Here is a 14,791-nt window from a genome sequence, read left to right on the forward strand (position 1 = left end):
CAGACGCTATGAGCTTATTCGATAAGTTGCCGCAGGCGAGCGACCGGTACGCCACCATGCACCGCTTCCGCGCCCGCGAGGCGTGGCATGTGCTGAAGATCGTCTCGGAATTCGTGGAGTCGGCGGAAGAACTGCAGGGTATCACGCCCGCCGTCAGCATTTTCGGCAGCGCCCGCACCCCGCGTGACCACGCCTATTATAAGCTCACCGAAGAAATCGCCCGCCAACTGTCCGACTCGGGCTTCTCGGTGATTTCCGGCGGCGGCCCCGGCATCATGGAGGCGGCCAACCGCGGCGCCTTCCACGGCAAGAGCCCGTCGATCGGCCTGAACATCGTGCTGCCGCACGAGCAGAGCGGCAACGAATTCCAGGACCTGTCGCTGCGCTTCAACCACTTCTTCTCGCGCAAGGTGATGTTCGTCAAGCACGCGATCGCCTACGTCGTGATGCCGGGCGGTTTCGGCACCATGGACGAGATGTTCGAGGCGCTGACGCTGATCCAGACCGGCAAGGGTCGCAAGATCCCGATCATCCTGGTCGGCGCCGAGTTCTGGGGCGGGCTGGTCGCCTGGTTCCGCGAGCGCCTGGTCGGCGAAGGGATGGTTTCGTCGAACGACCTGAACCTGATCCAGCTGATCGACGAACCCGCCGCCATCGTCGAGGCGATCTTCCGCTACTACGAGACCCGCGGTTTCGAAGCGTCGCCGGAAGAGCGCGAACAACTGCTCAATCTATAGAATCGGAGCCGCGTCATGCGTCGCTTATTGCTTATTGCCGTCATGGCCCTCGGCCTGCCGGCGCTCGGTCAGGCCGCCGAGCCTGCCCCCAAGACTGCCGTTCCGCCGCCGCCGCAGGTGGCCGACGACGGCAGCGCCGAACCCGAGCCCGAGGTGCGCATCATCCAGAAGGGCGAACAGAAGATCGAGGAGTACCGCGTCAACGGCAAGCTCTACATGGTCAAGGTCACGCCGGCGACCGGCGTGCCGTACTACCTGGTCGACGAAGACGGCACCGGCCAGATGCAGCGCAAGGAAATCGACCCGACCCGGCGTGTCGTGATTCCGCGCTGGGTATTGATGCGGTTCTGAAGGGACATTTGATGTCGGTATACACCTCGGTCGGCGAGGCTGAACTCGCCGCCTGGCTGACCCGCTATTCGATCGGGCAGCTCAAGTCGCTCAAAGGCATCGCCGCGGGCATCACCAATACCAACTACTTTGTCGATACCACGCACGGCCGCTACGTGCTGACGCTGTTCGAGGTGCTCGCGCTCGACGAACTGCCTTACTACCTCGAGCTGATGAGCCACCTCGCGCGCCACGGCGTCGCCTGTCCGGCGCCGATCGCCGATTCGACCGACAGTTACGCGTCGCTCTTGGCCGGCAAGCCGGCCTGTGTCGTTACCTGCCTGACCGGCTCCGAAGTCGGCGCGCCGTCGGCGGCGCAGTGCCAGGCGGTCGGCGAGATGCTCGCCGCGATGCACGAGGCCGGCAACACCTTCCCGAAACGGATGGACAACCCGCGCGGCCCGGGCTGGTGGAGCGCGACCGCCGCCGGCCTGTACGGCGAGATGGACGCGGCGGACGCGGCCAGCCTGCACGAGGAGGTCGCGTTCCAGGAGCGCTACCGCTTCGCCCACCTGCCGACCGGCGTCGTGCACGCCGACCTGTTCCGCGACAACGTGCTGCTCGACGGCGAGCGCGTCGCCGGCTTCATCGACTTCTACTACGCGTGCAACGACGTGCTGCTGTACGACGTGGCGATCGCGCTCAACGACTGGGCGCGCGGCGAGGACGGTCTGATCGACGACGACAAGGCGCGCGCGCTGTTGGCTGGCTACCAGTCGGTGCGGCCGCTGACCGGAGACGAGCGCGCCGCGTGGCCGTCGATGCTGCGCGCCGCGGGCCTGCGCTTCTGGGTGTCGCGGCTGTTGGACCTCTACCGCCCGCAGGAAGGCGAGATGACCTATACGAAAGATCCGAAGGTGTTTCAGAAGGTGGTCGAAGCCCACCGCGCGCGCAGCGACTTCTGGCTGTAGGCGCGGACGGCACGGTAAAAGCAGCTCGGCCAACCTTCTGAAGGTTGGCCGAGCTTTTTTCGTGGCCGGCGCTGAGGGCGGCCGTGCCGCCGGGCCGGTCCCGGATCAGCGCGCCGCGAGCTTCAGCGCCGCCTCGGCCAGCCTTCTGCCCTGCGCGAGCGCCAGCGTTTTCTCGTCTTCCGAGATCGGCGCCTCGTTCTTCACGCCGGACACGTGCGACACCCCGTAGGGGCTGCCGCCGCTCGTGGTGTGCGTCAGCGCCGGCTCGGTATACGGCAGGCCGACGATCAGCATGCCGTGGTGCATCAGCGGCAGCATCATCGACAGTAGCGTCGTTTCCTGCCCGCCGTGCTGGGTGCTGGTGGTGGTGAACACGCACGCCGGCTTGCCGGCCAGCGTGCCGGCCATCCACTCGGCGCTGGTGCCGTCGAGGAAATACTTGACCGACGCGGCCATATTGCCGAAGCGCGTCGGGCTGCCCAGTGCGAGGCCGACGCATTCGGCGAGGTCGGCGCGTTCGACGTAGGGCGCGCCCGACTCGGGGATCGCAGGCGCGGTCGCCTCGCACACGGTCGAGACTTTCGGCACGGTGCGGATGCGCGCGCGCGCGCCGGGCACGCTCTCGATGCCGCGCGCGATCAGCCGCGCGAGTTCGCGCGTCGCGCCGTGCTGGCTGTAGTACAACACCAGAATGTCCTGCATTTTTGCCTTTTCGTGCGCGTCGCCGTCGCCGTTGCCATGGGCTTGGACGCCGACACGCGTTACCATCTGAGAATGAACAGCGATATTACCGTGCGTCTTGCCGAATTCAAGCGCTGGGACACCTGGCGCGGCTTCGGCCGTTTCCTGTTGGCCCGCATGGCGCAGGCGCGCCTGACCCAGGTGGCCGGCAGCCTGACCTTCACCACCTTGCTGGCGCTGGTGCCGCTGTTCACCGTCGCGCTGATCGTCGTGTCGGCGTTCCCGGTGTTCGACGACTACAGCACGCGCTTCAAGGTGATGCTGCTGACGACGCTGGTGCCCGAGTTCGCCGGCAAGGTGTTCTCTGTCTATCTCAGGCAGTTCGCCGACAACGCCGGCAAGCTGACGTCGGCCGGCGTCGTCATGCTCGGCGTGACCGCGATCCTGATGATGATGACGGTAGAGCGCACCTTCAACACTATCTGGCGCGTGACGCGCTCGCGCCCGCTGCTCAGCCAGACCATGGTGTACTGGACCGTGCTGACGCTGGGTCCGCTGATCCTCGGCGTCGGCCTCGGCTCCTGGCACTGGCTGTTCAAGACGATGCGGCGCCAGCACGAACTGTCGACCTTGGCCGAGCTGTTGCAGAGCATGGGTGCGATGGCGCTGACGACGGTGGTGCTGTCGCTGTTGTACCGCATCGTGCCGGCGCGCTTCGTGCCGATGCGCCATGCGCTGGTGGGCGCGACGTTGACCGCGGCGCTGATGGAGGTGCTGAAGGCGGGCTTCCGCTACTACATCGAGGAGGTCGCGTCCTACCAGCTGGTGTACGGCGCGTTCGCCAGCCTGCCGATCTTCCTGATGTGGCTGTACCTCTTGTGGCTCTTGGTGCTGGCCGGCGCGGTGCTGACCGCGTCGCTGTCGTACTGGGAAGGCGAGGCGTGGCGCCGCTCGCTGATGCCGCGCCGGCGCTTTCTCGACGCGATCGAAGTGCTGCTGCTCTTGGACGCCGCGCAGGCAGACGGCCGCCCGCTAAGCTTGCCCGAACTGCGGCGCGCGGTGAATGTCGGCTACGACGAACTCGGCGTGGTGGTCGACAAGCTGACGCTGGAAGGGCTGGCGGAGCGCACCCAGGCCGGCGCCTGCGTGCTGGCCAAGAAGCTCGACGCGATCCGGCTGATCGAACTGTTCCGGCTGTTCGTCTACCGGCCGGACGGCAGCGAGGACGACGACATCGCCTGCGCGGTCGAGGCGCTGATGGTGCCGCTGACCGACGTGTTCGAGGAGATGACGCTGGCCGACTTCTCGCGCCGGCTGGCCCTGAAGTAGCCGGTATCGTCGTAGAAGGCCGGGTCCCGGTTGGCATCCCACCAGCCGGGGATGCCCAATAGCGGCAAGGGGCTGAGCGCGCGCGGCGTCGAAAGAAACGAGTCGTCGGCCAAGAGCTCGGCTAAGCGCGCGTCCAGTTGCGCGCGCTGCGCGTCGGCCGGCAGCGCGAAGAAGCCGGCGTCTACGATAAGCGGCAGCGCCTTGCCGCACCAGCCGATGTGCATCTTGAGACCCTGTTCCATCAGCGCGTGGCCGAAGGCGAAGGCGGCGACGCTATCTCCCCAGCACTCTCTTTTCTCTATGAACAATTCCCGCCAGCGCATGCCTGCAAGCGCGTCGAGCAGGCCGGCATCGCTCGCGACGACGATCACGCCGCACTCGTCGAATAGCGTCGCGGCGTCGCGCAGCGGCCCGCGCTTGATTTCCCCTCCGGCGATCGCGCGCATGTGACGCGCGTTGAGCGCGGTCTTGGCGCGCGGCCACGCCAGCCACGACAGCGCGTTGAACCAGTCGTGCCAGTTCTGCGTGCGCGTCGGCACCTCGCCGGTGGTCGCGATGTGCGCTTCGTAGTAGTGCTCGGGTTCGAGGCCGCAGGCGAAGCGGAGATGGCCGGGCAAGGCCGCGCCACGGCCGCGCGCGCAAACGACGAGCGCGTCGAAGTCGGCCTGGGTCGGCCAGTGGCCGAGTTCGGGCAGCGGCGTGAGCGGCGCGTACAGCGGGTGGTCGGGATGGCGCAGCGGCCAGTTGGGTTGCGGCATGGGTGAAAACGGTGGGCTTAGCGCACGGCGTCGACCGGGTCGCGGAGGCCGGCTCGTTCGCCATCGCAACGGTTGCGGCCGTCGCGCTTGACGGTGTAGAGCCAGCGGTCGGCGCGCGCGAGCATGTCGTCGATGCTGTCGGCGCCGAACAGCGTGCTGACGCCGACACTCAGCGTGTAGCGGATCGGCGCGCCCTGCCAGTCGACGGCGTCGGCCTCGGCGGCGTCGCGCAGTCGTTCGGCGACCTGATGCGCCTCGTCGAGCGGCGTGTTCGGCAGCAGCACGGCGAATTCCTCGCCGCCGAGACGGCCGAGCACGTCGCTGCCGCGCAGCGCCTGGCGCGCGAGCCGGGTGAAGGCGCGCAGCACCTCGTCGCCGGCCGGATGGCCGAACGCGTCGTTGATCGCTTTGAAGTGGTCCATGTCGACCAGGAGCAGCGACAGCGGGCTGTCGTAGCGGCGGCTGCGCTTGTGTTCGCGCACCGCCAACTCGAGGAAGTGGCGGCGGTTGTAGGCGTTGGTCAGTACGTCGCGCGTCGCCTCGTGGTAGAGGCGCTTCTCGTGCCGGTCGCGTTCGAGTGCGATCGCCGCGATACGCGACGCACGGTAGACGAAGCGCATCTCGTCCGGGCTCGGGCTGCGCGGTTCGGCGTAGTAGGCCGCGATCGTGCCGATCAGGTGTTGTTCGTTGGTCATCACCGGCACCGACCAGCAGGCACGGATGGCGAACTGCTGGGCGAGTTCGCGGTAGCGCGTCGGCAGCGTGCCCGCGCCGACGTCGGCGACGATGGTGGTGCGCTGCCAGTAGGCGGCACCGCCGCAATTGGGCTCGTCGGGGCCTACGGGCACCTCGCGCAAGGCATGGGCGAAGCCCGAGGGCAGTGACGGCGCGGCGGCCAGCGTCAGCACCTCGCGGCCCTTTTCACGCAGCATGACCGCGCAGCGACCGGCGTTCAGCTGCGACTCGATCATCCGGCACAGCTGCGTCAGCACCTCGGGCAGCGGCCGGTTGTTGGCGATCATCTCGAGCACGATGTTCTCTTCCTCGAGCAGGCGCTGCGTCTGGCGCGTCTCGGTGATCTCGCGCTGCAGCGACAGGATCGAGACCAGCCGCTGCTCGGCGTCGAACTCGGGCAAGAGCCGCACTTCGAACACATGGCGACGCTGCGCCGACTCGAACTCGACCTCGAAGCGGCGGCCCTCCCAGGTGTCGATCAGGTGGCGGCATTCGGTCTCGAACTGGGTGGCGGCGTCGGCCGGCCAGCCGTTCTCGCCGACGCGGTGGCCGATCATTTCCTCGCGCGGCAGAGGCGTGTAGCGGTTGACCGCGCGGTTGACGAAGCGGCAGTTGAGGTCGAGGTCGAAGCGCGACACGATGTCGGCGGCGTTGTCGACCAGCGCACGGAAGTGCTGTTCGCGGCGGACCAGTTCGGCCTCGGCGAGTTTTTTCTGGGTGATGACCTGGCAGACGCCGAACAGCCGGTCGTCGTCCGGCGCGCCGCCGACGAGGCTCGCGTGTACCGACAGCCATTCCCAGTGGTCGTCGGCGTGGCGGATGCGGAATTCCAGCCGGTGTTCGGCGCCCGCTTCGGTGAGCGCCGTCAGGGCCGGCAGGTCGTCCGGATGCACGCGCGCCAGCCAGCGTTCGAGCGACGTGGTGCGCCAACTCTTGTCGAGCCCCAGCAGCGAAAGCAGCTCCGCCTCGCTCATCACCTGGCTGCTTTTCGGGTCGTACTCGAACCAGCCGAGCAGCGCGCTCGCGCGCGCCATCTGCCAGCGCGCGTCCTTGTCGCCGTTGCGCCGCCGCCGCCCGAGCCACAGGCCGGTGGCCACGCCGAACAGCACGCCGACCGCGCCGACGAGGCCGGTGCCGGCGGCGAAATCGGCGCCGGCGGCCAGCGCGGCGGGGCTCGCGGCGAGGAGCGGGGGCAGGGCGATGAGGCGCGCGTGTTTCAAGTGGGTTCTCCAGGCGGGTCGGGCCGGATACACTGACGGGTTCGGATGTTCGGTTTCCCGCGAGAGGCGGCCGGGCTTGTGTGAAGCCACTACAGCGTGCGTTGCCGCATCGCGGGGAAGGCGTATGGACTATTTTCCCATTTTTCTCAAGCTACAGGGTAGACCGTGTGTCGTGGTCGGCGGCGGCGACGTCGCCTTGCGCAAGGTCAGGCTGTTGCGCCAGGCCGGCGCGCGGGTGACGGTGGTCGCGCCCGAACTCGTCGCCGAGTTGGCCGAGCTCGCCGACCAGGGTGAGATCGCGCACCGCGCCGGCGAGTTCGCAGAGGCCGACCTCGACGCGGCGGTGCTGGCGATCGCCGCGACCGACGATCGCGACGTCAACCGGCGCGTCGCCGCAGCGGGCGAGGCGCGCCGGGTGCCGGTCAACGTCGTCGACGACGCCGAACTGTCGGGCTACATCACGCCGGCCATCGTCGACCGCTCGCCGTTGGTGATCGCGGTGTCGACCGGCGGCGGCGTGCCGGTGCTCGCGCGCCTGGTGCGCGCGCGGCTCGAGAGTCTGATCCCGGCGAGCTTCGGCGCGCTGGCGGGTTTCGCCGCGCGTTTTCGCGACGTGGTGAAGGCGCGCTTTGACGACGTAGAAGCGCGTCGCGCGTTCTGGGAGTCGGTGCTCGAGGGCCCGATCGCCGACGCGGTGGTCGCCGGCAACGTCGAGGCGGCCGAGGCGCAGATGGCGCAAAGGTTGGCCGAGCCCGACGCGCCGTCCGGCGCGGTGTACCTGGTCGGCGCCGGCCCGGGCAACCCCGACCTGTTGACCTTCCGCGCGCTGCGCCTGATGCAGCAGGCCGACGTCGTGCTGTACGACAGCCTGGTCGCGAAGGAACTGCTCGAACTGGTGCGCCGTGACGCCGAGCGCGTGTTCGTCGGCAAGCAGCGCGCCAACCACACGCTGCCGCAGGAAGACATCAACCAGCTGATGGTGCGCCTTGCGCTCGAAGGCAAGCGCGTGCTGCGTCTGAAGGGCGGCGACCCGTTCACCTTCGGCCGCGGCGGCGAGGAGATCGAGGAGCTGGCCGCGCGCGGCATCGCCTTCGAGGTGGTGCCGGGCATCACCAGCGCGAGCGGCGCGGCGGCCTACGCCGGCATCCCGCTCACGCATAGGGACTACGCGCAGTCGGTGACCTTCGTCACCGGCCACAAGAAGGACGGCAGCATCGATCTCGACTGGCCGGCGCTCACAAGGCCGCAGCAGACGGTGGTCGTCTACATGGGGCTGTCGACCGCGCGCGAACTGTGCGCGGCCTTCATCGAGCACGGCAAGGCGGCCGACACGCCGGCGGCGATCGTCGAGGCGGCGACGACGGCACGCCAGCGCACGCTGACCGGCACGCTGTCGACCCTGCCCGATGCGATCGACGCGGCGGCGATCAAATCGCCGGCGATCATCATCGTCGGCGAGGTGGTGAGCCTCGCTTCGCGTCTGGCTTGGTATCGCGGCGGGAACCCGCGCGCGGGCGAGGGTTCCAAGGTGCAGAACGGCGAGCGGGGGGAGTAAGATGGTCGGAGTTTTGCTTTTGTGCCACTACCAGCTCGGCGACGCGCTGATCGAGTGCGCGACGCACGTGCTGGGCGGCCCGCCCGAGCGCTGCGCGGCGCTGGCGGTCGGCCGCGACGAAGACCCGGACGTGGTAGAGGAAAAGGCGCGGCGCCTGATCGACGTGCTCGACGCCGGCGACGGCGTCGTGGTGCTGACCGACCTGTTCGGCGCGACGCCGGCCAACGTCGCCGCGAGGTTGGCCGAGCCCGGGCATGTGCGCGTCGCGGCCGGGCTGAACCTCGCGATGCTGGTCAGGGCGCTGTGCTATCGTGGCCTCGCCATTGACGATGTCATGATCAAGGCGCTGGAAGGCGCAAGAAACGGTATTCTCGACATGCAGTGATCGTCATGCGGGGATGTGCGACGACGTGGGAAACCCCCGGCGAGGGCCGGGAGCAAGGGAGAGCAAGAGAATGATCAAGACCCAGGTGGAAATCATCAACAAACTGGGCCTGCACGCGCGCGCTTCGAGCAAGTTCACCCAGCTGGCCTCGCGCTTCAAGAGCGAGGTGTGGCTCGCGCGCAATCAGCGGCGCGTCAACGGCAAGAGCATCATGGGCGTGATGATGCTGGCCGCCGGCAAGGGCACGACCGTCGAGCTGGAGGTGAATGGCGACGACGAGCACGCCGCGAGCGACGCGCTCTTGGCGCTGATCAACAACAAGTTCGACGAGGCGGAGTAAGCCCGATGAGCATCGCCCTGCACGGGGTGCCGATCGGCGGCGGGATCGCCATCGGTCGCGCCCACCTGATTTCGCAAAGCATGGACGAGGTGGTGCACTACCAGCTCGTCGAATCTGAGCTCGCCGAAGAGCTGGCGCGCTTCGACGAAGCGATCGCCACCACGCGCGAAGAGCTCGAAAGGCTCACCGCCAGCGTGCCCGACAACGCGCCGGCCGAGATGAAGGCCTTCCTGTCGCTGCACGTGATGCTGTTGTCCGACCCGATGCTGACCGAGGAGCCGCGCGGCATCATCGAGTCGCAGCGCTGCAACGCCGAATGGGCGCTCAAGCAGCAGGCCGACGCGCTGGTCGAGCAGTTCGACGCGATCGAGGAAACCTATCTGCGCGAGCGCAAGCACGACGTGCTGCAGGTGGTCGAGCGCGTGTTCAAGAACCTCAACGGCCAGGGCGTAGAACTGCCCGACGGCGACTGGGACGGCGAGCTGATCCTGGTCGCGCACGACCTGTCGCCGGCCGACATGGTGCTGTTCAAGGACAGCGCGTTTTCCGCCTTCATCACCGACGTCGGCGGTTCGACCAGCCACACCGCCATCCTCGGGCGCAGCCTCGACCTGCCGTCGGTGATCGCGCTGCACAACGCGCGCGAGCTGATCCACGAGGAAGAATGGATCATCGTCGACGGCGAGCAGGGCGTCGTCATGATCGACCCCGACCCGCTGGTGCTCGACGACTACCGCAGCCGCCAGGAGCGCTGGCGCGCGGCACGCGCCGATCTCGCCTGCCTGCGCCTGTCGCCGGCCGAGACGCTAGACGGCGAGTTCATCGAGCTGTTGGCCAACATCGAGGTGCCGTCCGACATCGAAGACGTCATCGACGCGTCGGCCGACGGCGTCGGCCTGTTCCGCAGCGAGTTCCTGTTTCTCGGCCGGGACACGCTGCCGTCCGAGGACGAGCAGTTCCAGGCCTACCGCAAGGTCGTGTCGGCGATGCAGGGCAAGCCGGTGACGATCCGCACCATGGACCTGGGCGCCGACAAGAACGCACGCTGGATGAGCCACGGCGTCGCCGACAATCCGGCGCTGGGGCTGACCGGCATCCGGCTGTGCCTGGCCGAGCCGCTGTTGTTCCGCGCGCAGCTGCGCGCGCTGATGCGCGCGTCGGTCTACGGCAAGCTGCGCATCCTGTTCCCGATGGTCAGCGGCCTTTCCGAACTCAAGCAGGCGCTCTCCCAGCTCGAGATCGTCAAGGACGAGCTGTGGGAGGAGGGCTTCGCGATCGCCGAGAACGTCGAAGTCGGCGCGATGGTCGAGGTGCCGGCCGCCGCGCTGGTCGTCGGCAGCTTCCTCAAGCTGGTCGACTTCGTGTCGATCGGCACCAACGACCTGATCCAGTACACGCTGGCGGTCGACCGCAGCGACGACGCGGTCAGCCATCTGTACGACCCGCTGCATCCGGCGGTGCTCAAACTGGTCGCGCACACGATCAAGACCGCCAACAAGGCCGGCATCCCGGTGTCGGTGTGCGGCGAGATGGCGGGCGACCTGAGGATGACGCGGCTCCTGCTCGGCATGGGGCTGACGCGCTTCTCGATGCACCCGGCGCAGGTGCTGGCGGTCAAGCAGATCGTCAGGGGCACGAGACTCGAAACTGTTAAGGAGTTGGTCGCGCGCATGCTGCGCACCGAAGACCCTGATAAAATCGCCGATCTGCTGACTCAACTGAATACCGCGCCGGGCGTCTGATCCGGCGGTTTTTTTATGCTCAAGGATGCCATAGCCCCCCAAGCGCTGCGCCGCGTGCTCGTCGTCAAGCTGCGTCATCACGGCGACGTGTTGCTGACCTCGCCGGTGCTGTCGGTGCTCAAGCGTCACGCGCCGCACGCCGAGATCGACGCGCTGGTCTACCACGATACCCGCGAGATGATCTCGGGCCATCCGGCGCTGTCCGAGCTGTTCACCGTCGACCGCGGCTGGAAGAGGCTCGGCCCTGTCGGCCAGTTGAAGGCCGAATGGGCGCTGCTGAAGCGCTTGAAGGCGCGCGACTACGACCTCATCGTGCATCTGACCGAACACAACCGGGGTGCCTGGCTGAGTCGCTTCCTCAAGCCGCGCCACTCGGTCGCGATGGAAGGGCGCGGGCGCTTCTTCAAGAAGAGCTTCACCCACCGCTTCCCCTATTTGCACGGCAACCGGCGCCATACGGTGGAAATCCATCTGGACGCGTTGCGCAGGCTCGGCATCCAGCCGGCGCCCGGGGATCGCCGCCTCGTGCTCGAGCCGGGGGACGACGCCTTTGCCAGCGTGGCGGCGCGACTGTTGGCCGAAGGCCTCGCGCCGCGACGCTTCGTCGTGGTCCATCCTTCTTCACGCTGGATGTTCAAGAGCTGGCCCGCCGAGCGGATGGCCGAGGTGATCGACCACCTTGCTGCCGAGGGTTGGCAAGTCGTGCTGACCGCGGCGCCGTCCGACGAGGAGCTCGCGATGGTGAACGCGATCAAGAGCCGGCTAAGCCGCCCCGTCTCCGACTGGAGCGCGAGCCTGTCGCTGAAGGAGCTGGCGGCGCTGATCGCGCAGGCGCGCCTCTATCTCGGTGTCGACTCCGTCCCGATGCATATCGCGGCGGCGATGGGGACGCCGACGGTCGCGTTGTTCGGCCCGTCGGGCGACAAGGAATGGGGGCCGTGGCAGGTCGCTCACCGGATCATCGCCGACAACGGCTTTGGCTGCCGCCCGTGCGGGCGCGCCGGCTGCGGCGACGGGCAGCTCAGCGAGTGCCTGACCGCGATACCGTCGTCGCGCGTCATCGAGGCGATCGATTCCTTGCTTAAGGAGACCGCGTGACCCGGCTCGCCATCGTCCGCCAGAAGTACAACCCGGCCGGCGGCGCGGAGCGCTTCGTCAGCCGCGCCTTGTCGGCGCTGTCGCAGGACGGCGCGCTGGAAGTGAGCCTGATCGCCCGCAAGTGGGAAAAGGTCGCCGGCATCCACGCGCTGACGGTCGACCCGTTCTACCTCGGCAACGTCTGGCGCGACTGGGGTTTCGCGCGCGCCGCGCGCCGCGCGTGGCTGCGCGAGGGCTACGACCTGGTGCAGTCGCACGAGCGCATCCCCGGTTGCAGCATCTATAGGGCGGGAGACGGCGTGCACGCGGCGTGGCTCGAGCACCGCCGCCGCGCCTTGAGCGGGTTCAAGCGGCTGTCGCTGGCGATCAACCCCTACCATCGCTACGTGTGCCGCGCCGAGCGGGCCATGTTCGTCGATGCGGCGCTGAAACTGGTGATCTGCAACGCGCACCTGGTCAAGCGCGAGATCCAGCGCCACTTCGGCCTGCCCGACGAGAAGTTCGCCGTGGTCTACAACGGCGTCGACACCGACGCCTTCCACCCGCGGCTTAAGATCGAACACCGCGCGGCGATGCGCCGGCAATGGAAGATTCCCGAGGCGGCCCCGACCCTGCTCTACGTCGGCTCCGGCTTCGAGCGCAAGGGGGTCGAGCGCGCGTTGCGCGCGATCGCGCCGCTGGCCGGCGTACATCTGGTAGTGGTCGGCCGCGACAAGCACGCGGTACGCTATCAAAGGTTGGCCGAGGCGCTGGGCGTGGCGTCGCGGGTGCGTTTCGCCGGCGCGCAGAACGAGGTCAAGCCGTTCTACGGCATGGCCGACGCCTTCGTCCTGCCGACGCTGTACGACCCCTTCCCCAACGTCTGCGTCGAGGCGCTGGCGTCGGGACTGCCGCTGTTCACCTCGGACAGCTGTGGCGCGTCGGAATTGGTGCGGCCCGGCGAAAACGGCTGGGTGGTCGATGCGCTCGACGTGGAAGACCTGACCGCGGCGATCCAGGTGTGGCTCGCCCGCGAGTCGCAATGGCCAGCATTGGCCGAGGCCGCCCGCGCGACCGCCGAGCCGCTGACGCTGTCGGCGATGGCCCGGCAACTTACCGAACTTTACCGCCGCTTCCTCTAGGGAGGCGGCCCTGGAAGGACTAGCCTAGATGTCGGAATACCGCACGCTGGATAGCTTCGCGCTCTACAAGCGCCTGTTCGGCTACCTGCGCGCCTATTGGAGGATGTTCGCCGTCTCGCTGGTGGCGATGATCGTCGCCGCCGCGACCGAGCCGGCGTTCGCCAGCCTGATGAAGCCGCTGATCGACGGCGGCTTCGTCGACAAGGACAAGGCGGCGATGATCTGGACGCCGCTGGCGATCGTCGGCCTGTTCCTGGTGCGCGGCGTCAGCAGCTATCTGAACGAATATACGACGAGCTATCTGTCCGGCCACCTGGTGCAGAAGCTGCGCGAACAGATGTTCGGCCAGCTGATGCGCCTGCCGGTGCGCTACTTCGATGACCATCCGTCCGGCCGCGTGCTGTCGCGCATCGCCTTCGACGTCAACCAGGTGACCGAGGCCGGCTTCAACGTGATCACCGTCGTCGTGAAGGACGGCATCACGGTGATCGGCCTGTTGGCGCTGCTCCTCTATACCGACTGGCAGCTGACGCTGATCTGTCTGGGCGTGCTGCCGCTGGTTACCTTGATCGTCAGGGTGGTCGGCAAGCGGCTGCGCGGGCTGTCGCGCCAGAACCAGCACAATATGGCGCAGCTGACGCAGGTGCTCGGCGAGACGATAGACTGCCAGAAGGTGGTCAAGGTCTACGGCGGCCAGGACTACGAGGCGACGCGCTTCGCGCGCTCGGCCGAGGCGATCCGCCACAACGCGGTCAAGCAGAGCTCGATGAGCTCGCTCAACACCGGCGTGACGCAGCTGGTGATCTCGATGGCGCTGGCGGCCATCCTCTACTTCGCCACCTTGCGCGCGCACGCCGGCAACTTCACCGCCGGCGACTTCATGTCCTTCCTGACCGCGATGCTGATGCTGTTCGCGCCGGTCAAGCGCATCACCAGCATCAGCCAGTCGCTGCAGCGCGGCCTCGCCGCTGCCGAGAGCGTGTTCGGCTTCCTCGACGAGCACGCCGAGGCCGACCATGGCCGGCGCGAGCTCGGCCAACCGCGTGGCCGGCTGGTGTTCCGCGACGTGCGCTTCCGCTATCCGAGCGCCGAGCGCGACGCGCTTGCCGGCGTGAACCTCGAGATCGAGCCGGGCAAGACGGTGGCGCTGGTCGGCTCGTCGGGCAGCGGCAAGACCACGCTGGTCAGCCTGATCCCGCGCTTCTACGACCCGGCCGGCGGCGAGATCCTCCTCGACGGCGAGCCCTTGCCCGACTACACGCTCGCCAGCCTCAGGAGCCGGATCGCGCTGGTCAGTCAGGAGGTGGTGCTATTCAACGACAGCGTCGCCGCGAACATCGCCTACGGCCGGCTCGACGAAGTCGGCCGTGCCGAGATCGTCGAAGCGGCGCGCGCCGCGAACGCGCTCGAGTTCATCGAGGCGATGCCGCAGGGTTTCGACACGCTGATCGGCGAGAACGGCGTGCGTCTGTCCGGCGGCCAGCGCCAGCGCTTGGCGATCGCCCGGGCCCTGTTGAAGAACGCGCCTATCCTGATCCTCGACGAGGCGACCAGCGCGCTCGACACCCAGTCGGAACGGCTGGTGCAGGCGGCGCTCGAGAACCTGATGAAGAACCGCACGACCATCGTGATCGCGCACCGTCTGTCGACGATCGAAAACGCCGACCGCATCGTCGTGATGCACCAGGGGCGCGTCGCCGAAGAGGGGGCGCACGCAGAATTGATCGAACGAGGCGGGCGCTACAAGGCTCTCTACGAGAGCCAGTTCGCCGAGGCGAGGGAGGCTTAG

Annotated in this window: 13 protein-coding genes and 1 pseudogene; 11 read left to right on the top strand and 3 right to left on the bottom strand. The window is 68.0% G+C overall.

Annotation, left to right across the window (positions count from 1 at the left end):
• Positions 1–8: 8 nt before the first annotated feature.
• Genes DWG20_RS07370 through DWG20_RS07380 form a run of 3 tightly spaced genes read left to right on the top strand, consistent with a single transcriptional unit; the run spans position 9 to position 2,038 of the window.
• Positions 9–737, top strand: a complete 729-nt coding sequence (locus DWG20_RS07370; RefSeq protein WP_115433199.1) for an LOG family protein — start codon at positions 9–11, stop codon at positions 735–737.
• Between the two features lie 15 nt (positions 738–752).
• Complete coding sequence (locus DWG20_RS07375) at positions 753–1,088, top strand: DUF2782 domain-containing protein (protein WP_115433200.1); 336 nt, start codon at positions 753–755, stop codon at positions 1,086–1,088.
• An 11-nt stretch (positions 1,089–1,099) separates the two neighbouring features.
• Positions 1,100–2,038: a homoserine kinase gene (locus DWG20_RS07380; protein ID WP_115433201.1), complete on the top strand. Its 939-nt coding sequence runs from the start codon at positions 1,100–1,102 to the stop codon at positions 2,036–2,038.
• A gap of 105 nt (positions 2,039–2,143) precedes the next feature.
• Here DWG20_RS07380 and wrbA read toward each other — a convergent pair whose 3' ends face one another.
• Positions 2,144–2,740, bottom strand: a complete 597-nt coding sequence (gene wrbA / locus DWG20_RS07385) for an NAD(P)H:quinone oxidoreductase (protein WP_115433202.1) — start codon at positions 2,738–2,740, stop codon at positions 2,144–2,146.
• 72 nt (positions 2,741–2,812) lie between these two features.
• On the opposite strand from wrbA, the gene DWG20_RS07390 reads away from it, so the two are divergent.
• Positions 2,813–4,048: a YihY family inner membrane protein gene (locus tag DWG20_RS07390; RefSeq protein ID WP_115434760.1), complete on the top strand. Its 1,236-nt coding sequence runs from the start codon at positions 2,813–2,815 to the stop codon at positions 4,046–4,048.
• 41 nt (positions 4,049–4,089) lie between these two features.
• Here DWG20_RS07390 and DWG20_RS07395 read toward each other — a convergent pair.
• Positions 4,090–4,806 (bottom strand): annotated as a pseudogene (locus DWG20_RS07395) (DUF3025 domain-containing protein); the annotation flags it as partial.
• A 17-nt stretch (positions 4,807–4,823) separates the two neighbouring features.
• A complete protein-coding gene (locus DWG20_RS07400) occupies positions 4,824–6,761 on the bottom strand; it encodes a sensor domain-containing diguanylate cyclase (RefSeq protein ID WP_115433203.1) in 1,938 nt (645 codons plus the stop codon).
• 124 nt (positions 6,762–6,885) lie between these two features.
• Here DWG20_RS07400 and cysG point away from each other — a divergent pair, with 124 nt between their 5' ends.
• The 7 genes from cysG (at position 6,886) to msbA (ending at position 14,791) form a co-directional block, all read left to right on the top strand.
• Positions 6,886–8,316: a siroheme synthase CysG gene (gene cysG / locus DWG20_RS07405; protein WP_115433204.1), complete on the top strand. Its 1,431-nt coding sequence runs from the start codon at positions 6,886–6,888 to the stop codon at positions 8,314–8,316.
• 19 nt (positions 8,317–8,335) lie between these two features.
• On the top strand, positions 8,336–8,701 hold the full coding sequence (locus tag DWG20_RS07410) for a PTS sugar transporter subunit IIA (protein ID WP_245944797.1): 366 nt from the start codon (positions 8,336–8,338) through the stop codon (positions 8,699–8,701).
• 70 nt (positions 8,702–8,771) lie between these two features.
• Positions 8,772–9,041, top strand: a complete 270-nt coding sequence (locus DWG20_RS07415; RefSeq protein WP_115433206.1) for an HPr family phosphocarrier protein — start codon at positions 8,772–8,774, stop codon at positions 9,039–9,041.
• 5 nt (positions 9,042–9,046) lie between these two features.
• The gene (ptsP, locus tag DWG20_RS07420; RefSeq protein ID WP_115433207.1) at positions 9,047–10,783 is read left to right on the top strand and encodes a phosphoenolpyruvate--protein phosphotransferase; all 1,737 of its coding nucleotides are present in this window, start codon (positions 9,047–9,049) and stop codon (positions 10,781–10,783) included.
• 15 nt (positions 10,784–10,798) lie between these two features.
• Positions 10,799–11,881, top strand: coding sequence for a putative lipopolysaccharide heptosyltransferase III (gene rfaQ, locus DWG20_RS07425; protein ID WP_115433208.1), 1,083 nt, complete (start codon positions 10,799–10,801; stop codon positions 11,879–11,881).
• Positions 11,878–13,002, top strand: a complete 1,125-nt coding sequence (locus tag DWG20_RS07430; protein WP_115433209.1) for a glycosyltransferase family 4 protein — start codon at positions 11,878–11,880, stop codon at positions 13,000–13,002. The genes rfaQ and DWG20_RS07430 overlap by 4 nt, the downstream gene beginning before the upstream one ends.
• Before the next feature lie 28 nt (positions 13,003–13,030).
• On the top strand, positions 13,031–14,791 hold the full coding sequence (gene msbA / locus DWG20_RS07435) for a lipid A export permease/ATP-binding protein MsbA (protein WP_115433210.1): 1,761 nt from the start codon (positions 13,031–13,033) through the stop codon (positions 14,789–14,791).

It is taken from the genome of Crenobacter cavernae, from assembly GCF_003355495.1.
GTDB lineage: Bacteria > Pseudomonadota > Gammaproteobacteria > Burkholderiales > Chromobacteriaceae > Crenobacter > Crenobacter cavernae.